The organism is Microbacterium sp. DMC48, from assembly GCF_056313825.1.
The window spans coordinates 1-22,333 of sequence record NZ_JBQUZN010000003.1 but is presented as its reverse complement, the minus strand read 5'-3'; the positions used below and the strand labels follow the sequence as shown (position 1 = coordinate 22,333).

The following is a 22,333-nucleotide window of genomic DNA, read 5'->3' as shown; positions in this document are numbered from 1 at the left end:
GGCTCGGTGGGGATGACTGATACGCAGATGGTCCCCGCCCTGCAGCTCGCAGGCCTCGTGAAGCGCTTCGGAGACAAGACCGCGGTCGGCGGCGTCGACCTGAACGTTCCCGCCGGTTCGTTCTACGGGCTGGTCGGTCCCAACGGGGCCGGAAAGACGACGACACTGTCGATGGCCACCGGCCTGTTGCGACCCGACGCCGGCGGCGCCTGGGTGCACGGCGTCGACGTGTGGGCCGACCCCGTGCGCGCCAAAGCCCTCATCGGCAACCTCGCTGACGGCGTTCGTCTGTTCGATCGACTCACGGGCGAGCAGCTCATCACCTACACGGCGATGATGTTCTCGGTGCCGCGCGATCAGATCGCGCCCCGCGTGGCCGACCTGATCGCTCTGATGGACCTCGGCGAGGCCGCCGGAACGATCGTCGCCGACTACTCCGCGGGCATGACGAAGAAGGTCGCGCTTGCGTGCGCACTGGTGCACGCGCCGCGTCTCCTGGTGCTCGACGAGCCGTTCGAATCGGTCGACCCGGTCTCGGCGGCCAACATCGAGGACGTCCTGCGCTCCTACACGTCCTCGGGCGGCACGATCATCATCTCCAGCCACTCGATGGACCTCGTGCAGCGTATGTGCGACCACGTCGCCGTCATCGCGGCCGGTCGTGTCCTGGCCGCCGGAACGGTCGACGAGGTGCGCGCGGGTGAGAGCCTGCAGGACCGTTTCCTCTCGCTCGTGGGAGGTCGCCACACGTCGGAAGGACCGCAGTGGTTGCGACAGTCCTGAGGCTGAGGTACCGCATCCTCGGCAACACCCTCGCGCGTCGCCCCTGGCAGCTGGTCGGCTTCTGCTTCGGCATTCTCTGGGCGCTCGGCATCCTCACGTCCGTGGTCGCGGGCCTCGTCGCCGTCGCGGTGTTCCAGAGTCTGGACGGCGCGCGCGCCGTCGCCATCATCGGCGGATCTGCACTGCTGCTGGGCTGGGTGCTGGGCCCCGTGCTCGTCACGGGCATGGACACGACGGTGGATGCCGACAAGCTCGCTCCGTTCCCGCTCAGCACGCGGCAGATCATGCTGGCCCTCACCGCCACCGGTCTCACCGGCATTCCCGGCATCGCCACGTCGGTCGCGGCGCTCGCGACGCTCGCACTCTGGTTCCGTTGGCCGCTCGCCGCGGGCACCGCGCTTGTGTGCGTCGCTCTGGCGGTGCTGACGTGCGTCGTGGCATCGCGGCTCGTGTCTGCGCTCTCACGCGGGGTGGGGGGAAACCGACGCGGGCGCGAGTTCATCGGCACGATCGTGCTCGTCCTGCTGATCATGGCCGGTCCCATCGTGACCGGCACGCTCGCCCTGACCTCGACGGCCGGCGTCCGCGAGCGCATTCCGCAGATCGCGGGCGTGCTCGGATGGACGCCGATCGGCGCCGCGTGGGCCGTTCCCGCTGACGTCGCGGCCGGGCAGTGGGCGGCTGCGGCCGCGCGTCTGCTCATTGCGGTGGCGACCCTCGGCGTGCTGTGGCTGCTGTGGGCCCGCGCGCTTCGCGGTGCCGTGACCGCGCCCCGGCAGCGAACCGCCAAGGTCTCCCGCTCGGGAGCGCTCGGGCTGTTCGGGCGCATGCCGACCGGGGGCGTCGGAGCGATGTGGGCGCGGTCGCTGACGGCCTGGCTGCGCGACCCGCGATACCTGCGACAGCTCTTGATCGTGCCGCTGTTCCCGCTGCTGTTCGCGTTCACGGGCGGCATCGACGGCTTCATGTTCTCCGGCTCCGCGGTGCTCGTAGCCCTGGTGCTGTGCCTCGCCGGCTACACGGACGTCTCCTACGACGGCACGGCTTTCGCGTCGGTGCTCGCAACCGGCATCCGCGGGCGCGACGATCGTCTCGGCCGCATGCTCGGGGCGGCGAGCATCGGCATCCCGCTCGTCGTCCTGCTGGCGGTGGTGACGACGGCGGTGAGCGGGCGTCTCGCGCACCTGCCCGGCATCCTCGGGGCCTCGCTCGGTCTGGTCCTCGGCGGCTACGGCGTCTCGGCGGTGTCGTCCGCGCTGCTCGTGACGCCGGTCGCCGCGCCGGGCGACAGCCCGTTCAAGAGCGTGCCCGGTCAGACGTTCCTGACCGGCCTGCTCGTGTTCGTCGTGATGGGCGCCTGCCTCGTCATCGGAGCGCCGGCCATCGCGTTCGCTGTCGCGGGCTTCATCACGGGTGCGGCGGTCTGGGGATGGGTGGCGCTCGTGGTCGGCATCGTCGTCGGCGGCGGTGCCGCCGCCCTGGGGGTGTGGCTCGGCGGACGGACGCTGGATCGCACCGGCCCTGACCTTCTCCAGCGCATCAAGGCTTTCCCGACGACATGACCGATGTTCTGATCCTCGGCGGGACCGGATGGCTGTCCGGGCGCATCGCGGAGCGCTGGCGGGATGCCGGTGCCGCCGTGACGGTACTCGCCCGCGGCGGCCGCGACGCGCCGGCCGGCACCCGGCTGGTCGTCGCCGATCGGGAGCGCGACGATGCCTACACCGCCGTCGCGGATCGCGAGTGGGACGAGGTCGTCGACATCTCCTCCACCGCCGACCACGTGCGTGCCGCGACCGCCGTGCTCGCGGAGCGGACGCGGCACTGGACGTACGTGTCGAGCGTCTCCGCCTATGCGACAGACGACGTGGCGGGCGCCGACGAGTCCGCCGCCCTCGCCGTCGCCGCCGAACCCGGCGACCCGTACGACTACCGGCGCGAGAAGGCCGCCGCCGAGCAGGCCGTGACAGCCGCCCTCGGCCGCCGTGCGGCCGTGGTGCGCCCGGGGCTGATCGTCGGCCCGGGTGACCCCACCGATCGCTTCGGCTACTGGGTCGCCCGCCTCGCCGCTGCGGCGGCCGAGCCCGTGCTGATTCCCGACGCACCCGGCGCGCGGGTGCAGGTGATCGACGTCGACGACCTGGCCGACTTCGTGGTCGAGGTGGGCGCGGCGCGCTTCACCGGTGCCGTCAATGCCGTCGGCGACAGTCTTCCGCTGGAGGCGGTGCTCGCCATCGCTCGCAGCGTCGCCGGTCACACCGGCCGCCTCGTCGGGGCCTCCGCGCCGTGGCTCGTCGCGCACGGCGTGGGGTACTGGGCGGGGGAGCGATCGCTGCCGCTGTGGCTGCCCGACGATGTGCCCGGCTTCGCGACTCGCGCCAATGGCACCTATCGCATTCTCGGCGGACGCCACAGGCCGCTGGAGGACGTGCTGCGGCGCGTGCTCGCCGATGAGCGCGGACGGGGACTGGACCGTCCCCGCTCCGCCGGGCTCACGCGCGCTGACGAGCGCGAGCTCCTCGATGCCCTTGCGCAGTGACGGCATCGATTTGCGGCGACGACGCGCCGCGCGATAGCGTCTCCGCATGCACGCCGCCGCTTCCGTCACCGTTGCCACGGTGCTGCGTGCGCGCCGACGTCAGGACGACCGCCGACTCTAGGCGACCCCGCGAGCTCCCTGTCGTCGTGACGGGTCGAGTCGCCGGTGTCGCCGCTTCGAGCCCACCGTTTGCCGACTCACGTCACAATAAGGTTGAACAATGACCCTTTCGGTCGCCGTCTCCGGCGCTTCCGGCTATGCCGGCGGCGAGATCCTGCGCCTCCTCGCCGCCCATCCCGACGTCCACATCCGCACCGTCACCGCGCACAGCAACGCCGGCGATGCGCTCATCCAGCATCAGCCCCACCTGCGTTCGCTGGCCGACCTCACTCTGGAGCCGACGACGCCCGAGGTGCTCGCGGGCCACGACGTGGTCTTCCTCGCGCTCCCGCACGGCCAGTCCGGTCAGTACACCGACGCGCTCGCAGACACGCCCCTGGTCATCGACGCCGGTGCCGACCACCGTCTGACCTCGCCGACGGCGTGGGACGCGTTCTACGGCGGCGCCTTCCACGAGCCGTGGACCTACGGTGTGCCGGAGCTGATCGTCGGCGCCGGCGGGCAGAAGCAGCGTGAGCACCTCGTCGGCGCCTCCCGCATCGCCGCCCCGGGCTGCAACGCCTCCACGGTGGCGCTGAGCCTCGTCCCCGGCGTCGCGGCCGGCGTCATCGACGCTCGCGACATCGTCAGCGTGCTGGCCGTGGGGCCCTCCGGGGCGGGTAAGAGCCTGAAGACGAACCTTCTCGCATCCGAGATCCTCGGCACCGCGAACCCGTATGCCGTCGGCGGAACGCACCGCCACATTCCCGAGATCCAGCAGGCGCTCACGGCGGCTGGCGCTTCCGAGGCCCGCATCTCCTTCACGCCCGTGCTGGTGCCGATGGCTCGCGGCATCCTGGCCACGTCCACCGCGCCGATCGCGGACGGCGTGACGGATGCCGAGATCCGTTCGGCCTGGGAGAGTGCGTACGGCGGCGAGACGTTCGTTCACCTGCTGCCCGAGGGGCAGTTCCCCCGCACGGCGGACGTTCTGGGCGCCAACACCGCCCTCGTCGGACTCGCGGTCGACCGCGCCGCGAACCGCGTCGTCGTCGTGACGGCCGTCGACAACCTCGTCAAGGGCACCGCCGGTGCCGCCATCCAGTCGATGAACATCGCCCTGGGCCTTCCGGAGGCCACGGGCCTGACCGTGAACGGAGTGGCACCGTGAGCGTCACCGACCCTGCAGGATTCGCCGCCGCCGGCGTCGTGGCCGGTCTCAAATCGACCGGCAGGCCCGACGTCGCCGTCGTCGTCAACCGCGGCCCGCTGAAGGTCGGAGCCGCCGTGTTCACCAGCAATCGTGCCAAGGCCAACCCGATCCTGTGGTCGCAGCAGGCCATTCAGGACGGCACTGTCGAGGCGATCGTGCTCAACTCGGGCGGTGCCAACTGCTTCACCGGGGCGTTCGGCTTCCAGACCACTCATCAGACGGCGGAGAAGGCCGCCGAGCTGCTGAGCATCAGCCCCGGCGACGTGCTCGTGTGCTCCACCGGGCTCATCGGCACGGGCGACGAGGTCTTCCGCGGCAAGGTCCTTGCCGGTACCGAGGCGGCGATCTCCGCCCTCTCGGACGACGGCGGCGACCACGCGGCGCGCGCCATCATGACGACCGACACCGTACCCAAGACCGCTGTCTTCGCCGGTGACGGGTGGACCATCGGGGCGATGGCCAAGGGTGCGGGGATGCTCGCTCCGGGCCTTGCCACGATGCTCGTGGTCATCACGACCGACGCGGTGCTGTCGGCCGACGAGGCGGATGCGCATCTGCGCGCCGCCACCCGGGTGAGCTTCGACAGACTCGACTCCGACGGCTGCATGTCGACCAACGATCAGGTGACGCTGATGGTCAGTGGCGCGAGCGGCGTGACGCCCGACGCGGACGCGTTCCGTGCGGCTCTCGTCGAGGTGTGCACGAGTCTCGCTCGGCAGCTGCAGGCCGACGCCGAGGGCGCCAGTCACGACATCACCATCCGCGTCGTGGGCGCGGCATCCGAAGACGACGCCGTCGAGGTGGGCCGCTCGGTCGCACGCAACAACCTCTTCAAGGCCGCGATCTTCGGCAACGACCCCAACTGGGGCCGGGTTCTGGCGGCGATCGGCACGACGCAGGCGGCCTTCGACCCGTACGCCGTGGACGTGAGCTTCAACGGGGTGCGGCTGTGCAGCGCCGGCGCCCCCGACCGTCCCCGCGAGGAGGTCGACCTCACGCCGCGCGCGACGGACGTGCTCATCGACCTCAAGGAGGGCGACGCGGCGGCGACGATCTTCACGAACGACCTGACGCACGACTACGTCCACGAGAACAGCGCGTACAGCTCATGACCGAGAAGATCCAGCACACCACCCCCGAAGAGGCCGCCGAGAAGGCCGCCGTTCTCATCGAGTCCCTGCCGTGGCTGCAGCGCTTCCGCGACCAGATCATCGTCATCAAGTACGGCGGCAACGCGATGGTGTCCGAAGAGCTGCAGGACGCGTTCGCGCAGGACATCGCCTATCTTCGGTTCGTCGGCGTGAAGCCGGTCGTCGTGCACGGCGGCGGCCCGCAGATCTCGCAGATGCTCGATCGGCTCGCCATCCCCAGCGAGTTCAAGGGCGGATACCGGGTGACCTCCACCGAGGCGATCAGCGTCGTTCGGATGGTGCTCACCGGCCAGGTGAATCCGCAGCTGGTCGGGCGCATCAACGCGTTCGGCCCCTTCGCCGTCGGTGTGTCGGGCGAGGACGCGGGGCTCTTCCAGGGCCGGCGGCGGGGTGTGGTGATCGACGGGACCGAGCACGACCTCGGCGCCGTCGGCGATGTGGTCCGTGTCGACCCGCAGCCGGTGCTCGACCAGCTCGCCGCCGGTCGCATCCCGGTGGTCTCGTCGATCGCGCCCGACCTGGACAACCCCGGGCAGTCGCTGAACGTCAACGCGGATGCGGCGGCGGCGGCTCTGGCCATCGCGCTGGGCGCGGCGAAGCTCGTCGTGCTCACCGATGTCGCGGGCTTGTACGCCGACTGGCCGAACCGCGACTCGTTGGTCTCGCATCTGACCGCCGACGAGCTGCGCGCGATGCTGCCGCGGCTGGAGTCGGGCATGATCCCGAAGATGCAGGCGTGCCTCGACGCCGTCGACGGCGGCGTCGACACGGCGGCGATCATCGACGGACGCCAGCCCCATTCGGTGCTGGTCGAGGTCTTCACGGAACAGGGAATCGGAACAGAGGTGGTGGCGCGGTGAGCGGCGTACAGGAGCAGACGACGGCAGCGACGATGTGGCAGGAGGACGCCGGGCGCGACCTCGTCCGCAACGCCGGCGACCGGATGGCTCTGTTCGTCCGCGGCGAGGGGTCGTCGCTGTGGGACGCGGACGGACGCCGCTACCTCGATTTCCTCGGCGGCATCGCCGTCACCTCCCTCGGTCACGCGCACCCCGTCTTCGTGGAGGCCGTGTCGCGCCAGGCCGCGACGCTGTCGCACGTGTCGAACTTCTTCGCGACGCCGCCGCAGCTGGCACTGGCAGCCGAGCTCAAGCGCCTCACGGGCGCGGGCGACGCCGGACGCGTCTACTTCGCCAACTCGGGAGCCGAGGCGAACGAGGCCGCGTTCAAGCTCGCGCGCCTGCACGGAGCGGCGACGGATGCGCGTGCCGCGCGCCCCCGCATCCTGGCACTGAAGGACGCGTTCCACGGGCGCACGATGGGCACGCTCGCCCTCACCGGCAAACCGTACATGCAGGCACCGTTCTTGCCGATGGTCCCGGGCGTCGAGTTCCTCGACTCGACCGTGGAGGCCCTCGAGGCCGCGATCGGCGACGACGTGGCGGCCCTGTTCGTCGAGCCGATCAAGGGCGAGGCGGGTGTCGTGCCGCTGCCGGAGGGGTACCTCGCGGCAGCGCGTGAGATCACCGCGCGTCACGGTGCGCTGCTGATCGTCGACGAGATCCAGACGGGTGCGGGTCGAACCGGCGCCTGGTTCGCCTTCCAGCACGAGGGAATCACGCCCGACGCGATCACGGTCGCCAAGGGCATCGGCGGCGGCTTCCCGATCGGCGCGCTCATCACGTTCGGCGCCGCCAGCGACCTCTTCTACCCGGGCACGCACGGCTCGACCTTCGGGGGCAACCCTCTCGCGACCGCGACGTCGCTCGCCGTGCTCGGCGAGATCGAGCGTGCGGGCCTGGTCGAGAACGCGGCCGTCCGCGGCGTGCAGCTGCGCGCGGCGATCGAGTCCCTCGCCTCGCCGCTGATCGACGGATGCCGCGGACGCGGACTGCTGCTGGGCGTGGCCCTGCGCCACCCCGTCGCCGGCGCCGTCGTCGCGGCCGCCCAGCAGCACGGGCTCATCGTCAACGCCGCCAACGACAGCACCGTGCGCATCGCGCCCGCTCTCACCATCGGCGACGTGGAGATCGACGAGCTCGTCGACCTCTTCGCGCGCGCCCTCAGCACCGTCGCCGACGCTCTCGTGCTCGACGACACCGAAACCCCCACCTCGACCCCGGAGGCCTCCGCATGACCCGCCATCTGCTCCGCGACGACGACCTCAGCCCGGCCGAGCAGGCCGAGATCCTCGACCTCGCGGTCTCGCTCAAGAAGGACCGCTGGAAGCTGAAGCCCCTCGAGGGGCCGCAGACCGTCGCGGTCATCTTCGACAAGAGCTCCACCCGCACGCGCGTCTCGTTCGCGGTCGGCATCGCCGACCTCGGCGGCTCGCCGCTGGTGATCTCGACGGCGAACAGCCAGCTCGGCGGCAAGGAGACCCCCTCCGACACCGCTCGTGTGTTGGAGCGGCAGGTCGCCGCGATCGTCTGGCGCACCTACGCGCAGGCGGGGCTCGAGGAGATGGCGCGCGGCACGACCGTGCCGGTGATCAACGCGCTCAGCGACGACTTCCACCCCTGCCAGCTGCTCGCCGATCTGCTCACCATCCGCGAACACAAGGGTGAGCTGAAGGGGCTGACCCTCACGTTCTTCGGCGACGGCACCTCGAACATGGGCCACTCCTACGTGCTGGCCGGCGTGACGGCGGGGATGCACGTGCGCGTCGCCTCGCCCGCCGCCTACGCTCCTCGCGCCGATGTCGTCGCCGACGCCGAGCGGATCGCTGCGACCACAGGAGGCTCGGTCACGCTCTTCACCGATCCCGCCGCGGCCGCCGCCGGCTCCGACGTCATCGTCACCGACACCTGGGTGTCGATGGGCAAGGAGGAGGAGAAGATCCAGCGCGTCCACGACCTCGGCGGGTACAAGGTCACGCAGGCGACGATGGAGCTCGCCGATCCGGACGCGATCTTCATCCACTGCCTGCCCGCCGACCGGGGCTACGAGGTGGATGCCGAGGTCATCGACGGACCGCAGAGCGTGGTCTGGGATGAGGCGGAGAACCGACTCCACGCCCAGAAGGCTCTTCTGGTCTGGCTGCTGCGTCAGCAGTGACCCGGATGCGGACGGCGGGACGACGATGACGGCCCTCCGTCCGCTCCGAGCGCGCACGCTGGATGACGCGGGCCGGCTCGCCGGCGTCGATCTCGCGCGGGGCCTGGCCGTCTTCGGGATGTTCGCCGCGCACCTGCTGGTGACCCCGCACTTCGATGCGGCGCAGCCTGCGACCTGGGTCGATCTCGTCAACGGGCGGTCTTCGATCCTGTTCGCGACGCTCGCGGGGGTCTCGATCGCTCTGATGAGCGGCGCGCGGGCGAGCGCGGGCAGCAGCCCCGCGTCGGGCCGGACGCTCGTCGTCGCGCGGCGCCGACTGGTCGTGCGTGCGGTGATCATCTGGGGCATCGGGATGCTGCTGAACGCGACGGGCGTGCCGGTCTACGTGATCCTGCCGGCGTACGGCATTCTCTTCCTCCTCGCGGTGCCGCTGCTGCGCCTGTCGGCATCCACCCTCTGGGTGCTCGCTGCCGTCGTCGGTGTCGGCGCGCCGTGGCTGCTGCCGCTCGCAGATCGGGTTCTCGTGGCCGCCGGGCCCGTCGGCGGTGATCTCGTTCTGCTGCTGGGCTGGCACTACCCCTTCCTGCTGTGGGCGGCCTTCCTGATCGCGGGCCTGGCAGCCGCACGCTCCGACCTGCGCTCCCCGCGCACTCTCGTCGCGCTGGCCGTCGGTGGTGCGGCGTGCGCGATCGCGGCGGCCGCGGCATCCACGGTCATCGACGTCGACGAGGATTCCTTCCTCGGACGTGTGCTGGCCGACGGCGCCCACTCCGGTGGCATGCTCGAGGCGGTCGGGTCGGGCGGCTTCGCGCTCGCCGTCGTCGGCCTGTGTCTGCTGATCTGCCGCACGCCCGCGCGCATCGTGCTGCTGCCGGTGCGCGCGGTGGGGTCGATGCCGCTGACCGCATACGTCGGCCAGATCGCGGCGTGGGCCGTGTGGGCGTCGTTCGCTCTGGGCGACGTCGGAGATCTGTCGGGCTTCCGCGCCCTGCAGCCGTTCTGGCCGTTCGTCGCGGCGACGCTCGTGTTCTGCACCGTGTGGGCGCTCCTCCTCGGCCGTGGTCCCCTCGAGCGCGCCGTGGCGTACGCCACGCGCGTCGTCATCCCCGGCTGAGCTGCTCAGCGGCGGCGGGAGCAGCGTCGCGCCGCGGCGCAGCAGTCGCAGCGGTAGTGGCAGCTCCCAGATCACCGCCGCCGTCACGTGGGTGAACAGGATGCCGGGGACCGCTCGTGTCGCATCCGCTTGCGCGGCGCGCTGGATCGTCAGACGCAGACGGGCGTCTTCGTTCACCGCCGGCGGCCGCGATCGCACGCCGCGGAAGGGTGTGGCCAGGTCGCGCGCGCGAAGCCGGCGCGGTGACACCCCGGCATCCAGCGCCTGCGCGACACCGGATCTGTGCACACCTGGCGTGCAGCGGAGCGTCGGTGCGGCGCTCGCTAGGCTGGTGCGGTGAGCGAAACGACACCGCATGGCACGAACGACGGCGCACTCTGGGGGGCACGCTTCGCGTCGGGACCCTCACCCGAGCTCGCGACCCTCAGCCGTTCCACCCACTTCGACTGGGTGCTTGCGCCCTACGACATCGCCGGGTCGCACGCGCACGCGGCGGCGCTCGCGGCCGCCGGGTATCTCACCGCCGACGAAGAGGCACGCATGCACGCGGGGCTCGATGCCCTGGCGGCGGCGGTCGCCGACGGCTCACTGGTCGCCCAGCCGGCCGATGAGGACGTCCACGGCGCTCTGGAAGCCGCTCTCATCGCCGAGGTCGGTCCGACGCTCGGCGGCAAGCTCCGCGCGGGTCGCAGCCGCAACGACCAGATCGCCACCCTCGTGCGGCTGTACCTTCTCGATCACGCGCGCGTGATCGCCCGCGACCTTCTTCGGGTCATCGACGCCATCGTGTCGCAGGCCGAGGCGCACGCAGAGGCCATCATGCCGGGCCGCACCCACCTGCAGCACGCGCAGCCGATCCTGTTGGCCCACCACCTGCAGGCGCATGGCTGGCCCCTCGTCCGCGACCTCGAGCGCCTCCGCGACTGGGCGGCGCGCGCGTCGGTCTCGCCGTACGGCGGGGGAGCGCTCGCCGGTGCGACCCTGGGCCTCGATCCCCAGCTGGTCGCCGATCGGCTGGGCCTCGCCCGGCCGGCGGAGAACTCCCTCGACGGCACGAGCTCGCGAGACGTGGTCGCCGAGTTCGCCTTCATCGCAGCGATGATCGGCGTGGATCTCTCCCGTTTCGCGGAGGACATCATCATCTGGAACACCCGCGAGTTCGGCTTCGTCACGCTCGACGACGGCTACTCCACGGGCTCCAGCATCATGCCGCAGAAGAAGAATCCCGACATCGCCGAACTCGCTCGGGGCAAGGCGGGCCGCCTGATCGGCAACCTGTCGGGTCTTCTGGCGACGCTGAAGGCCTTGCCGCTGGCCTACAACCGCGATCTGCAGGAGGACAAGGAGCCGGTCTTCGATTCGGTCCTCACGCTCGAAACGGTGCTGCCCGCGTTCGCCGGCATGGTGGCGACGATGCGGTTCGACACGGCGCGCATGGCCGGCTTGGCCCCGGCCGGGTTCTCGCTGGCGACGGATGTGGCCGAGTGGCTCGTGAAGCAGGGCGTGCCTTTCCGCGATGCGCATGAGATCTCCGGGTCGCTGGTGCGTGCGTGCGAGGAGCGTGGAATCGGCCTCGAGGATGCCGACGACGCTCTGCTCGCGGAGGTGTCGACGCATCTGACCCCGAGCGTCCGCGAGGTGCTGACGATCAAAGGTTCGGTCGCGAGCCGCACCGGCGCCGGCGGCACGGCCGGTATCCGTGTGTCCGAGCAGCGTGCCGAGCTCATCGCCCGCTCGCAGAGCGCCGCACGGAGCCTGATCGATCTCGAATAGCAGCTAATAACTGATATTTGGCCAATATCAGCGATATGCTTCTTTCCATGAATGTTGCGGTGATCGCCGACATCGTCGGATCGCGGAGTCTTCCCGATCGGGCTGCCGCCCAGCGCGCTCTGGAAGAGACGATCGCCCGTGTGGAACGTGACGTTCCGCTGGCCGAGCGCCCCCTCACCGCCACGGTGGGTGACGAGCTGCAGGGCGTATACCCGTCTCTGGATGCCGCCATGGCGGCCCTGCTGCTGGTGCGGCTCGCGTTGCCCGACGATCTCGACTGTCGCTTCGGCATCGGGATCGGGGCGCACCGCGACGTCCCCTCCCGGGTGGGCACTCTCGCCGAGGGGCCGGGGTGGTGGGCCGCGCGTGAGGCGATCGATGCCATCCACGCCGCGCAGGCGCGCACCATCCCGGGCGCCCGCACCTGGGTCGTCGCCGATGCCGGCGCGGCGGTGGATGTCCGGATCGCCAATGCGTATCTCCTCGCACGGGACCAACTCGTGACCGCGATGACGGCGCGCACTCGGCGACTCGCCTACGGCCGGATGCTCGGTGCGACGCAGTCGGAGCTCGCGGCCGCGGAGGGCATCACCCAGTCGGCGGTGTCCCAGGCCCTCGGCGCCGCCGGAGTCGCCGCCCTCGTCGAGGGCTACGCGCAGCTGCGCGCGGACGCGTCGCCGACCTCCGAGGTCTGAGCCGCGCGGCGATCACCTCACCAGACCGCGAGCCAGACGACCCCCGCGACGGCGCACGCCCACAGCAGACTCGCCATCGTGCCGACGATGAACCTCTCGCGCGCGGCCGGTGTGGCGAGTTCCGTGAATCGTCCGACGCCCTTCAACGCCACGACGATGGCGACGGCGCCGGGGAAGCCGGCGAGGATGCCGAGGGCCGCGCACGCCCGCTCGAGGTAGCCGATCGTCGTGCCGCCGCGCAGGATCTCCTCTTCGCGGACCGCTGCGCTGTCGCGACCGGACATCATCTCGACGAGGATGCCGCCGCGTGGACCCTCCGTCGTGCGGCCGCCGTCGGCGATCGTGAGCACCCAGCGGGTGAACGGGTTGCCGCCGACGATGGCCAGCGCGGTGCCGAGGACGGCCAGCACAGCCGAGGCCAGCACGGGAAGGCGCGCCGGCAGGATGCTGAGAGCGACGAGCGCGAGCAGGATGATCGCCGCCGCGGCGATCAGAACCGGGCCCCGCGGGCGCCGCAGGGAGATCACGACGAGGATCAGGGCCGCGCACAGCGCGATGAAGAGCACGATCACGCCGATCAGCGTGACGATCGCCTGGGTGTCGGGATCCATGTCGTCAGTCTCCCACGGCGTCCTGACGTCGCAGCGGCGGCGCCACCGGCGTGATCGGGGCGCGGCATCGGCCGCTGATAACCTGGGCGCGTGTCTGAAACCGTCTCCGTGAGTGCTCCCGCGCCCGCGCGTGCACTGGCTCCCGCCAACGACCCCTCGTTCGAGAACGTCTGGGACGAGATTGTCTGGCGAGGCCTGGTGCACGTGTCCACCGATCAGGACGCCCTGCGCGTTCTGTTGGCCGGCGAGCCCATCACGTATTACTGCGGCTTCGACCCGACGGCACCGAGCCTGCACCTGGGAAACCTCGTGCAGCTGCTGCTGATGCGCCGTCTGCAGCTGGCCGGTCACCGCCCGCTCGGTCTCGTCGGCGGATCGACCGGACTCATCGGCGATCCCCGGCCCACGGCGGAGCGCACGCTCAACACGAAGGACACGGTCGCCGAGTGGGTGGGCAACCTGCGTGCCCAGGTCGAGCGCTACCTGAGCTTCGACGGCGACAACGCCGCGCGCATGGTCAACAACCTCGACTGGACGGCGCCGATGAGCGCCATCGACTTCCTCCGCGAGATCGGCAAGTACTACCGCGTCGGCACGATGCTGAAGAAGGATGCCGTCGCCGCGCGCCTGAACTCCGAAGCGGGCATCAGCTACACCGAGTTCAGCTACCAGATCCTGCAGGGGATGGACTACCTCGAGCTGCACCGCCAGTACGGCTGCGTGCTGCAGACGGGCGGGTCCGATCAGTGGGGCAACCTCACCAGCGGCACCGACCTCATCCACCGCGTCGAAGGGGTGTCGGTGCACGCCATCGGCACGCCCCTGATCACCAACAGCGACGGCACGAAGTTCGGCAAGAGCGAGGGCAACGCGATCTGGCTGGATGCCGAGATGTGCAGCCCGTATCGGATGTACCAGTTCTGGTTGAACACCGACGACGCCGATGTCATCGAGCGACTGAAGATCTTCACCTTCCTGACGCGCGCAGAGATCGAGCAGTACGAGGAGATGGTCGCCGCGGAGCCGTTCCGCCGTGCCGCGCAGAAGCGTCTCGCGCTCGAGGTGACGACGACCGTGCACGGGCCGGAGGCCACGGCCGCGGTGATCGCGGCATCCGAGGCCCTCTTCGGTGCCGGCGATCTCGGCGCCCTGGATGCCGCCACGCTGCGCACCGCGTTGGAAGAGCTGCCGCACGCGACGATCGTGGGGGGCACCACGGTCGCGCAGGCGCTGGTGGAGACGGGACTGTGTGCGAGCCTCAGCGAGGCACGGCGATCGATCGCGCAGGGCGGCGTCAGCCTCGACGGGACCAAGGTCGACGACGAGTCCGCCGCCATCACGGGGGCGCTGCCGGGCGGAGTCGCGGTGCTGCGCCGCGGCAAGAAGACGCTCGCCGGGCTCTTCGTCGCACCTGCGGCCTGACCCGGCTCGACACCGCGCCGGAGGCCGCATGCCGTTCACTGTCTCGCACGCCGTGGTGGCATTGCCGTTCGTCCGCACGCCGCTGCTTCCGGCTGCGATCGCGATCGGCGCGATGACGCCGGATCTGCCGCTCTTCGTACGCGGCACGCCCGTGTCGTACCAGCTCACTCATACGAATCTCGTGGTCTCGACGGCGATCGCCGCCGTGCTGACGGTCATCTGGTACGTCGTGCTGCGTCCGGCCGTGCGGTCGCTGTCGCCGCGATGGATCGCAGCTCGGGTGCCGGCCGTGTGGGACCGTCCCGGTGCGCCGCAGTGGTGGTCGCGGCGTCCGGCGTGGCAGTCGGCGGTGCTCGCGGCGCTCTCGCTGTTGCTGGGGGTGGCCACGCACATCGCCTGGGATGCCTTCACGCACGAAGGGCGATGGGGAACCCGGCTGCTTCCCGCACTCGACGCGCAGTGGGGGCCGCTTCTGGGGCTTAAGTGGCTGCAGTATGGCTCCACCGCGTTCGGACTGATCGTGCTCGCTCTCGCCGCCGCGCTGTGGCTGCGCGGTCGCCGTGCGGAGTCGGCGACCACCGGCATCCCGCCGATCGTTCGACATCTGTGGTGGCTCTCGCTGCCCGTCGTGCTCCTGGCGGCATGGCTTCTCGGCCTCGCCGTCTACGGTCCTTTCACTCCTGCCTGGACGGTGCAGCACCTGGCGTACCGCGTGCTGCCGCCCGCCTGCGCCCTCTGGGGTGCAGCCACCCTCGTGCTGTGCGTGGTTATCGCCGTCCGCCGGCATCGCGCGGCGTGACGCGTTGCGCGTCACCGCGGTAATGTGAACGTGCACATCGAAGGCGAGGGCACCGTGTCGGCTGGCGAGGAGAAAGCACGCAGCGCGAGCATCCGCGATGTCGCGCGCGCCGCCGACGTCTCGTATCAGACCGTCTCACGCGTGCTGAACGGTCACCCGTCGATTCGACCCGAGACCAAGCAGCGGGTGCTCGATGCCATGGCCGACCTGCGCTACCGTCCGAATCAGGCGGCTCGCGCCCTCGTGACCAGCAGATCGCAGACGCTGGGGGTCGTGCTGGGCTCGCGGGGCGAGTACGGTCCGTCGTCCAGCCTGGCCGCCCTCGAGGATGCCGCGCGCGAGCGCGGGTACTGGGTGAACTCCGCCTACCTGCGCGACACCCGCCCGGAGACGATCGCCGCCGCCGTGGAACATCTGCGCCGACAGTCCGTCGAGGGCATCATCGTGCACGCCCCGCAGGTGCGGGTGTTCGATGTGCTCGCCGAGCTCGATGTCGACATCCCCTACCTCGGGCTGCACAGCGCCGAGCGGGGGATCGCCGAACTCGCGGAGGATCAGGTGCGCGGCGGCATGCTCGCCACCGAGCATCTGATCTCGCTGGGACACGCCGAGATCGTGCACGTGGCCGGTCCGCAGGATTGGATCGAGGCGGAGAGCCGCATGCAGGGCTACCTGCGCGCCCTCTCGGACGCCGATCTGCCGACGCGTCCGCCGATCCTCGGCGATTGGACCGCGGATTTCGGTTACCACGCCGCCGTGGAGCTCTCGCGCCGCCTCGACTTCACCGCCGTCTTCGCTGCGAACGACGCGATGGCACTCGGGATGATCCACGGCTTCCGCGATCTCGGCATCGACGTGCCGCGCCAGGTGAGCGTCGTCGGCTTCGACGACATCCCCCTCGCCGCGCATGCGTGGCCGCCGCTGACGACCGTCCATCAGCAGTTCGCGGGGTTGGGGGAGCGTGCCATGGCCGCTCTGCTGCGGGCGATCGGCGAGCCGGACGTGCCGACGGATGCCGTGAGCGGCATGAATCTGGAGCCTTCGCTCGTGGTGCGCGAGTCCTGCGCCGTCGCCATCACGGCGAAAAGATGACGCTTCGATAACGGCCCCTTTCCGTGATTGACAACCTCGTTCCGAGGGTGCACGATGTTCAAGCGATGTGAACGGTCACATTGAGCTTCGGAACGAAGCCCGCTCAACGAAGACAAGCTGACGACGAGGAGGTCGCGCACAATGCCGGATGCAGTGCCGATCCTGGAGATGCGCTCCATCACCAAGGAGTTCCCGGGTGTGAAAGCGCTCAGCGACGTGTCCATCACGGTCGCCGCGGGCGAAGTCCACGCGATCTGCGGCGAGAACGGCGCCGGCAAGTCCACGCTCATGAAGGTGCTCTCCGGGGTGTACCCGTACGGCACGTACAGCGGCGATATCTGGTACCGCGGCGAGGTCGTCCAGTTCAGGGACATCCGCGCGAGCGAGCACGCGGGCATCGCGATCATCCATCAGGAGCTGGCCCTGATCCCCGAACTCTCGGTGACGGAGAACATCTTCCTCGGCAACGAGATCGAGCGCGGCGGCGTCATCGACTGGGCACAGGCGCGGCTCCGAGCCGTCGATCTGCTGGCGCGCGTGGGACTGCGCGACGACCCCGACACGCAGATCAAGCATCTCGGTGTCGGCAAGCAGCAGCTGGTCGAGATCGCGAAGGCGCTCGCCAAGGACGTCAAGCTGCTCATCCTCGACGAGCCGACCGCCGCGCTGAACGAAGACGACTCGCAGCACCTGCTCGATCTGATCCTCTCGCTCAAGGGCAAGGGCATCACCTCGATCATCATCAGCCACAAGCTCAACGAGATCGAGCAGATCGCCGACTCCATCACGATCATCCGCGACGGCCGCACGATCGAGACCCTCGATGTCGCCTCCGGCACCGTCGACGAGGACCGCATCATCCGCGGCATGGTCGGCCGCTCGTTGGAGAGCCGGTTCCCGGACCGCACGCCGCACATCGGCGAGGTCTTCTTCGAGGTGCGCGACTGGACGGTGCGCCACCCGCAGATCCCCGAGCGGCTCGTCGCCAAGCACTCGAACCTCTACGTGCGCCGGGGCGAGATCGTCGGCATCGCTGGCCTCATGGGCGCGGGGCGCACCGAGCTCGCCATGAGCCTCTTCGGCCGCTCCTACGGCATTTACGAGTCGGGCCAGATCCTCATCGACGGCAAGGAAGTCGTCATCAAGGACGTCCAGTCCGCGATCGATCACGGCATGGCGTACGTGAGCGAAGACCGCAAGGTGCTCGGACTCAACCTTCTCGACACGATCAAGCGCTCCATCGTCGCGGCCAAGCTCAAGAAGATCGCGCGCAACGGCGTCATCGATCCGTACGCCGAGAACGACATCGCCGACGATTACCGCAAGAAGCTGCGCATCAAGACGCCGAGCGTCGATGTCGGCGTCTCGAAACTCTCCGGCGGCAACCAGCAGAAGGTCGTCCTGGCCAAGTGGATGTTCACAGACCCTGAGCTGCTGATCCTCGACGAGCCCACCCGCGGTATCGACGTGGGGGCCAAGTACGAGATCTACGCGATCGTCCAGCAGCTGGCCGCGCAGGGCAAGGGCGTGATCCTGATCTCCAGCGAGCTGCCCGAGCTGCTCGGCATCTCCGACCGCATCTACACGATCTTCGAGGGGCAGATCACCGATGATCTGCCCGTCGCCGACGCAACCCCCGAGAACCTCATGCGCAGCATGACCTCCGCACGACAGAAGGCACAACGATGAGCACCGAGACGGTACCCACCAAGCGTTCAGGCGGCATTTCCGACCTGAAGAAGATGTTCGGCGGGGGAACCTCCTCCCTCCGCCAGTTCGGCATCCTGGCGTCGCTGATCGCCATCATCCTGATCTTCCAGATCTGGACCGGGGGCACGACGCTGTCGCCGCAGAACCTCATCAACGTCGTCAGCCAGCAGTCCTACATCCTGATCCTCGCGATCGGCATGGTGATGGTCATCATCATGGGACACATCGACCTGTCCGTCGGCTCGGTCGCGGCTTTCGTGGGCATCATCGTCGCCAAGTCGATGAACGAGTGGAACACGCCGTGGCCCCTCGCGATCGCGATCGGTCTGGTCGTCGGTGCCCTCGTCGGTGCGTGGCAGGGCTTCTGGGTCGCCTACGTCGGCGTCCCCGCGTTCATCGTGACGCTGGCCGGCATGCTCATCTTCCGCGGCGGCAACCAGTGGATCGGCCAGTCGACCACCACGCCGGTGCCCCCGGAGTACAGCTACATCGGCTCCGGCTACCTGCCCGAGCTTCCCATCGCGGTCGACTTCAACGTGCTCACCATGCTCTTGGGTCTCATCGGCGTCGCATGGATCGTCTACAACGAATGGCGGCTGCGTCGCCAGCAGGCGAAGATCGGCGCCGACTCGGCTCCGCTCTGGGTGTCGGGCGTGAAGGTCGTCATCCTCTCGGCCGCGATCCTCTGGGCCGCCTGGCTGTTCGCCACGGGACGCCCGGGCACGAGCTTCCCGATCTCCGGCGTGATCCTGCTGGTGCTCGTTGTGATCTACTCGTTCGTCACCAACCGCACGGTCTTCGGCCGACACATCTACGCCGTCGGTGGCAACCGCCTCGCCGCGGCCCTCTCGGGTGTCAAGGACCGCCGTGTCGACTTCTTCGTCATGATGAACATGTCGGTGCTCGCCGCCATCGCGGGCATGATCTACGTCGGCCGCGCCACGGCATCCGGGCCCCAGGACGGCAACGGCTGGGAGCTCGATGCGATCGCCGCGGTGTTCATCGGCGGTGCGGCCGTGTCGGGTGGTATCGGCACGGTGATCGGCTCGATCATCGGCGGCCTCGTCATGGCGTTCCTCAACAACGGGCTCCAGCTGATCGGCGCCGGCGCCGACTCGGTGTCGATCACGAAGGGGCTCGTCCTCCTGCTCGCGGTCGCCGTCGACGTGATCAGCAAGCGCCGCGGAGGCCCCTCCATCATCGGTCTGCTCACGCGTCGACGTGACCGGGCCGCCGTGGTGGTCACAGAAGTTCCCGCCGTCATTCCGACGTCGGGCACGAACGAGTCGAGCCAGCCGGCTGACCTCCCCAAACGGTAGGTCCGGGACTGACTCGCCTCACCCTCACCAGAGAAAGTGATGAATCAATGAAGAGAATCGCTCTTGCGGCAGCCTCCCTGGCCGCCGTCACGGCACTCGCGCTCACGGGCTGCTCGAGCTCCGGGCGCGGCGGCGACGCGACCGCATCGGCGGGCGCGGCGGCAGGCTTCGCGGCCGATGCCACCATCGGCATCGCGCTGCCGGACAAGACGTCGGAGAACTGGGTTCTCGCGGGCGGCCTGTTCGACTCCGGCCTGAAGGAGGCCGGCTTCAAGGCCGACGTGCAGTACGCCCCGGCGTCCAACACGGTCGCCGAACAGCAGAACCAGATCTCGGCCATGATCACCAACGGCGCCAAGGTCATCGTCATCGGCGCCAAGGACGGCAAGCAGCTCGGCACGCAGCTGCAGCAGGCGGCGGATGCCGGTGTCACGGTGATCGCCTACGACCGTCTCATCGAGAACACGCCGAACGTGAACTACTACGTCGCGTTCGACAACTTCAAGGTCGGCGAGCTGCAGGGTCAGGCGCTCCTCGACGGCCTGCAGAAGCGTTCGGGCCACGGCGCGCCGTGGAACGTCGAGCTGTTCTCCGGCTCGCCGGACGACGCCAACTCGGCGGTCTTCTTCAACGGCGCCATGAAGGTGCTGCAGCCGAAGATCGACGACGGCACCCTGAAGGTCGTGTCGGGTCAGACCGACATCCAGCAGACGGCGACCCAGGGCTGGAAGGCCGAGAACGCGCAGAGCCGTATGGACTCGCTGCTCGCGGCCAACTACACGTCGGCGACCATCGACGGCGTCCTCTCGCCCAACGACACACTGGCTCGCGCCATCATCACCTCGGTGAAGCAGGCCGGAAAGAACATCTCGCAGTTCACCGTCACCGGTCAGGACTCCGAGGCCGAGTCGGTCAAGTCGATCATGGCGGGGGAGCAGTACTCCACCATCAACAAGGACACCTCGCTGCTGGTGGCCCAGACCATCAAGATGATCCAGTCGCTCCAGAAGGGCGAGACGCCTGAGGTCAACGACACCACCCAGTACAACAACGGTGTCAAGGTCGTCCCGGCGTACCTGCTGCCGCCGGTCATCGTCACCAAGGAGAACGCGGCCGAGGCTTACGCCAACAACCCCACCCTCCTGGCCCTCGTGAAGGCCGCGCAGTAAGCGACCCGCACGCCCACGACGGCCCCCGTTCTTCGGAGCGGGGGCCGTCGACGTGTCACCGGGGGAGCCAGACCGGATCGGCGGAGCCCCACGGCTCCGGCGGCGTGAACCTCGTCGGGGCTCCCGCGTAGGCCACGGCCGGTCCGGCGGTGACGATGTCGTGGCCGTCGACGACGAACCGCTGGAGGTAGCGCGAAGGATCCGCCGGTTCGGCGAGCTGGCCCGCCCGATCCCGGGTCATGCCGAGCAGTTCCGCGGCGACGCGTCGGAGCGAGGTCTCGACGAGCCAGCTTCCTCCGACCTCGAGGCGACGACGCATCGCCGCGATCACACCGGCGGCCAGTGCATAGCCCGCGGTGTGATCCAACGCCTGGGCGGGAAGCGCACCCGGGGTGATGCGGTCGCGGGATTCGATCCACGCGATGCCGGACGCCGCCTGCACGAGGCTGTCGAACCCGCGTCCGCCCTCGCGGCCCCATGCACTGAGTCTGGCCACGATGACGCCGGGATGCCGTGCGCATAGCGCTCGGGGGTCGAGCCTGAGCCGGGAGAGCGCCTCGGGGCGGTAGCCGAGAACGACGACGTCCGCGCCGGGGAGCAGACCGTCGAAGCGTCGCCGATCGTCGGCGGCATCGAGATCGAGGACAGCGCTGCGCTTGCCGTGACCGGTGTCCAGGTGCTGCGCGGCGATCTCCGGCATCCGGGGCGGATCGATGCGGAGCACGTCGGCGCCGAGAAGCGCGAGTGTGCGCGTCGCCACCGGGCCCGCGATGACACGGGTGAGATCGAGCACGCGTACTCCGCGCAGCGGAGAGGAGGTGTCGACGGCAGTCGTGGCGATCGGGCCGTCCGCCACGCGGAGCACGGTGGCCAGAGGCGAAGCGCGAAGCCGACCGTCCGCGACGGGATCCTCGTGCCGCACCTCGACGCACAGACCTCCGGCTCGCGTGATGATCCCGACGGCGTCGCGGGTGGACAGCGCGCTCAACCGTGCACGCGCGCGGTCGAGATCGTTTGCACCCGGCGCCGCGCCGGTGAGGCCGAGCACGTCGCGCAGCGCACGCTCGTGGTGCGGGTAGTTCGCATGCGTGCGCACCCAGCCGTCCCGTGTGCGGAAGAAACCCGACAGCGGGGCGAAGCCGATCTCCGCCTCGCCGTCTCGGCGGAACCACCGCTCGCTCGTGTACGCCATGGTGACCGCCTCGGCATCCACAGCCGTCACGGGTACGCGGCCCAAGGTCGACGCCTCCGCGATGACGGCGGCGACGGCGTCGGTCGCAAGAGTGCCGACGGGCAGCCGCGCGCGCAGTGAACGAGGCTCCATGGGGAGAGCCTACGGTGACATCCCGAGCGCGACACGCCCGGGATGTGGGTGTGATTTGCCGGATGGTGGTGTGCCGCGTAAGTTATTACTCGTTCGCCCCACAGGGAAGAGCGAAGGGCCGGAAGGTCTCGCCCCCTCAAGCGGAGAACCGAATCCCATCCCAAACCTCTCGGTAGAGAGAACAAGACTTCTGGTCTAGGATGGAAACCTCCCTCCTGCACTCCGTTTCATGCGGAGGACGGTGGTGGGTTGTGGCAGTCGCGAAAGCTGTACTGCCGGCGTGGCAAGACTGTCACTCCAGTCGTGTTCCTTAGCGGGCGCGACGGCGGAGACACCTTGCCCGCGAAGAGAAGTCGCCCCGCGATGAAGGCCGAGAGGCCGGAGCACGGGAGCGTCCGATCCTTGAGAACTCAACAGCGTGCACTTGTCAAATGCCAAATTACCTCGTCCCTGCCTTTTTGGT

General features: G+C 69.6%; 19 protein-coding genes. 17 read left to right on the top strand and 2 right to left on the bottom strand.

What is annotated here, in order from left to right:
- The first annotated feature begins 12 nt into the window (after positions 1 to 12).
- From ACT53O_RS00130 to ACT53O_RS00080, 11 genes are all read left to right on the top strand, one after another.
- Positions 13 to 783 (top strand): ABC transporter ATP-binding protein, encoded by a 771-nt coding sequence (locus ACT53O_RS00130; RefSeq protein ID WP_112932747.1) that lies wholly within the window; start codon positions 13 to 15, stop codon positions 781 to 783.
- Complete coding sequence (locus tag ACT53O_RS00125) at positions 765 to 2,345, top strand: hypothetical protein (protein ID WP_476150858.1); 1,581 nt, start codon at positions 765 to 767, stop codon at positions 2,343 to 2,345. Before ACT53O_RS00130 ends, ACT53O_RS00125 begins: the two co-directional genes overlap by 19 nt.
- Positions 2,342 to 3,322: an NAD-dependent epimerase/dehydratase family protein gene (locus tag ACT53O_RS00120; protein WP_433720758.1), complete on the top strand. Its 981-nt coding sequence runs from the start codon at positions 2,342 to 2,344 to the stop codon at positions 3,320 to 3,322. The genes ACT53O_RS00125 and ACT53O_RS00120 overlap by 4 nt, the downstream gene beginning before the upstream one ends.
- A 220-nt stretch (positions 3,323 to 3,542) precedes the next feature.
- Positions 3,543 to 4,592, top strand: coding sequence for an N-acetyl-gamma-glutamyl-phosphate reductase (gene argC, locus ACT53O_RS00115; RefSeq protein WP_295775226.1), 1,050 nt, complete (start codon positions 3,543 to 3,545; stop codon positions 4,590 to 4,592).
- Positions 4,589 to 5,746 (top strand): bifunctional glutamate N-acetyltransferase/amino-acid acetyltransferase ArgJ, encoded by a 1,158-nt coding sequence (argJ, locus tag ACT53O_RS00110; protein ID WP_433720761.1) that lies wholly within the window; start codon positions 4,589 to 4,591, stop codon positions 5,744 to 5,746. Before argC ends, argJ begins: the two co-directional genes overlap by 4 nt.
- Positions 5,743 to 6,645 (top strand): acetylglutamate kinase, encoded by a 903-nt coding sequence (gene argB, locus ACT53O_RS00105; protein ID WP_112932751.1) that lies wholly within the window; start codon positions 5,743 to 5,745, stop codon positions 6,643 to 6,645. The genes argJ and argB overlap by 4 nt, the downstream gene beginning before the upstream one ends.
- Positions 6,642 to 7,922, top strand: a complete 1,281-nt coding sequence (locus tag ACT53O_RS00100; RefSeq protein ID WP_476150856.1) for an acetylornithine transaminase — start codon at positions 6,642 to 6,644, stop codon at positions 7,920 to 7,922. Before argB ends, ACT53O_RS00100 begins: the two co-directional genes overlap by 4 nt.
- Positions 7,919 to 8,842 (top strand): ornithine carbamoyltransferase, encoded by a 924-nt coding sequence (argF, locus tag ACT53O_RS00095; protein WP_036317792.1) that lies wholly within the window; start codon positions 7,919 to 7,921, stop codon positions 8,840 to 8,842. The genes ACT53O_RS00100 and argF overlap by 4 nt, the downstream gene beginning before the upstream one ends.
- Positions 8,843 to 8,867: 25 nt before the next feature.
- Positions 8,868 to 9,956, top strand: coding sequence for a DUF418 domain-containing protein (locus ACT53O_RS00090; protein ID WP_135948323.1), 1,089 nt, complete (start codon positions 8,868 to 8,870; stop codon positions 9,954 to 9,956).
- Between the two features lie 336 nt (positions 9,957 to 10,292).
- The gene (gene argH / locus ACT53O_RS00085) at positions 10,293 to 11,729 is read left to right on the top strand and encodes an argininosuccinate lyase (protein WP_476150854.1); all 1,437 of its coding nucleotides are present in this window, start codon (positions 10,293 to 10,295) and stop codon (positions 11,727 to 11,729) included.
- A 47-nt stretch (positions 11,730 to 11,776) separates the two neighbouring features.
- Complete coding sequence (locus ACT53O_RS00080; RefSeq protein WP_036317804.1) at positions 11,777 to 12,424, top strand: SatD family protein; 648 nt, start codon at positions 11,777 to 11,779, stop codon at positions 12,422 to 12,424.
- Positions 12,425 to 12,441: 17 nt separating this feature from the next.
- On the opposite strand, the gene ACT53O_RS00075 is transcribed toward ACT53O_RS00080, so the two are convergent.
- Positions 12,442 to 13,035, bottom strand: a complete 594-nt coding sequence (locus ACT53O_RS00075; RefSeq protein WP_135948321.1) for a hypothetical protein — start codon at positions 13,033 to 13,035, stop codon at positions 12,442 to 12,444.
- 90 nt (positions 13,036 to 13,125) lie between these two features.
- Here ACT53O_RS00075 and tyrS point away from each other — a divergent pair, with 90 nt between their 5' ends.
- The 6 genes from tyrS (at position 13,126) to ACT53O_RS00045 (ending at position 20,546) form a co-directional block, all read left to right on the top strand.
- A complete protein-coding gene (tyrS, locus tag ACT53O_RS00070; RefSeq protein WP_039416654.1) occupies positions 13,126 to 14,457 on the top strand; it encodes a tyrosine--tRNA ligase in 1,332 nt (443 codons plus the stop codon).
- 28 nt (positions 14,458 to 14,485) lie between these two features.
- Positions 14,486 to 15,256, top strand: coding sequence for a DUF4184 family protein (locus tag ACT53O_RS00065; protein ID WP_476150851.1), 771 nt, complete (start codon positions 14,486 to 14,488; stop codon positions 15,254 to 15,256).
- A 24-nt stretch (positions 15,257 to 15,280) separates the two neighbouring features.
- Positions 15,281 to 16,348, top strand: a complete 1,068-nt coding sequence (locus ACT53O_RS00060) for a LacI family DNA-binding transcriptional regulator (protein WP_052241392.1) — start codon at positions 15,281 to 15,283, stop codon at positions 16,346 to 16,348.
- Positions 16,349 to 16,489: 141 nt separating this feature from the next.
- On the top strand, positions 16,490 to 18,037 hold the full coding sequence (mmsA, locus tag ACT53O_RS00055) for a multiple monosaccharide ABC transporter ATP-binding protein (protein ID WP_036317820.1): 1,548 nt from the start codon (positions 16,490 to 16,492) through the stop codon (positions 18,035 to 18,037).
- Positions 18,034 to 19,377, top strand: coding sequence for a multiple monosaccharide ABC transporter permease (gene mmsB, locus ACT53O_RS00050; protein ID WP_036317822.1), 1,344 nt, complete (start codon positions 18,034 to 18,036; stop codon positions 19,375 to 19,377). The genes mmsA and mmsB overlap by 4 nt, the downstream gene beginning before the upstream one ends.
- Positions 19,378 to 19,424: 47 nt before the next feature.
- Positions 19,425 to 20,546, top strand: a complete 1,122-nt coding sequence (locus ACT53O_RS00045) for a substrate-binding domain-containing protein (RefSeq protein WP_036317825.1) — start codon at positions 19,425 to 19,427, stop codon at positions 20,544 to 20,546.
- Positions 20,547 to 20,601: 55 nt separating this feature from the next.
- On the opposite strand, the gene ACT53O_RS00040 is transcribed toward ACT53O_RS00045, so the two are convergent.
- Positions 20,602 to 21,870, bottom strand: coding sequence for a CoA transferase (locus ACT53O_RS00040; protein WP_476150849.1), 1,269 nt, complete (start codon positions 21,868 to 21,870; stop codon positions 20,602 to 20,604).
- Positions 21,871 to 22,333: the final 463 nt, after the last annotated feature.

Excerpts from the sequence above, each read along its gene's own strand:
- ACT53O_RS00130 (WP_112932747.1), top strand. The coding sequence starts at position 13 with ATGACTGATACGCAGATGGTCCCCGCCCTGCAGCTCGCAGGCCTCGTG.
- ACT53O_RS00120 (WP_433720758.1), top strand. The coding sequence starts at position 2,342 with ATGACCGATGTTCTGATCCTCGGCGGGACCGGATGGCTGTCCGGGCGC.
- argC (WP_295775226.1), top strand. The coding sequence starts at position 3,543 with ATGACCCTTTCGGTCGCCGTCTCCGGCGCTTCCGGCTATGCCGGCGGC.
- argB (WP_112932751.1), top strand. The coding sequence starts at position 5,743 with ATGACCGAGAAGATCCAGCACACCACCCCCGAAGAGGCCGCCGAGAAG.
- argF (WP_036317792.1), top strand. The coding sequence starts at position 7,919 with ATGACCCGCCATCTGCTCCGCGACGACGACCTCAGCCCGGCCGAGCAG.
- ACT53O_RS00090 (WP_135948323.1), top strand. The coding sequence starts at position 8,868 with ATGACGGCCCTCCGTCCGCTCCGAGCGCGCACGCTGGATGACGCGGGC.
- ACT53O_RS00080 (WP_036317804.1), top strand. The coding sequence starts at position 11,777 with ATGAATGTTGCGGTGATCGCCGACATCGTCGGATCGCGGAGTCTTCCC.
- ACT53O_RS00075 (WP_135948321.1), bottom strand. The coding sequence starts at position 13,035 with ATGGATCCCGACACCCAGGCGATCGTCACGCTGATCGGCGTGATCGTG.
- ACT53O_RS00065 (WP_476150851.1), top strand. The coding sequence starts at position 14,486 with ATGCCGTTCACTGTCTCGCACGCCGTGGTGGCATTGCCGTTCGTCCGC.
- mmsA (WP_036317820.1), top strand. The coding sequence starts at position 16,490 with ATGCCGGATGCAGTGCCGATCCTGGAGATGCGCTCCATCACCAAGGAG.
- mmsB (WP_036317822.1), top strand. The coding sequence starts at position 18,034 with ATGAGCACCGAGACGGTACCCACCAAGCGTTCAGGCGGCATTTCCGAC.
- ACT53O_RS00045 (WP_036317825.1), top strand. The coding sequence starts at position 19,425 with ATGAAGAGAATCGCTCTTGCGGCAGCCTCCCTGGCCGCCGTCACGGCA.
- ACT53O_RS00040 (WP_476150849.1), bottom strand. The coding sequence starts at position 21,870 with ATGGAGCCTCGTTCACTGCGCGCGCGGCTGCCCGTCGGCACTCTTGCG.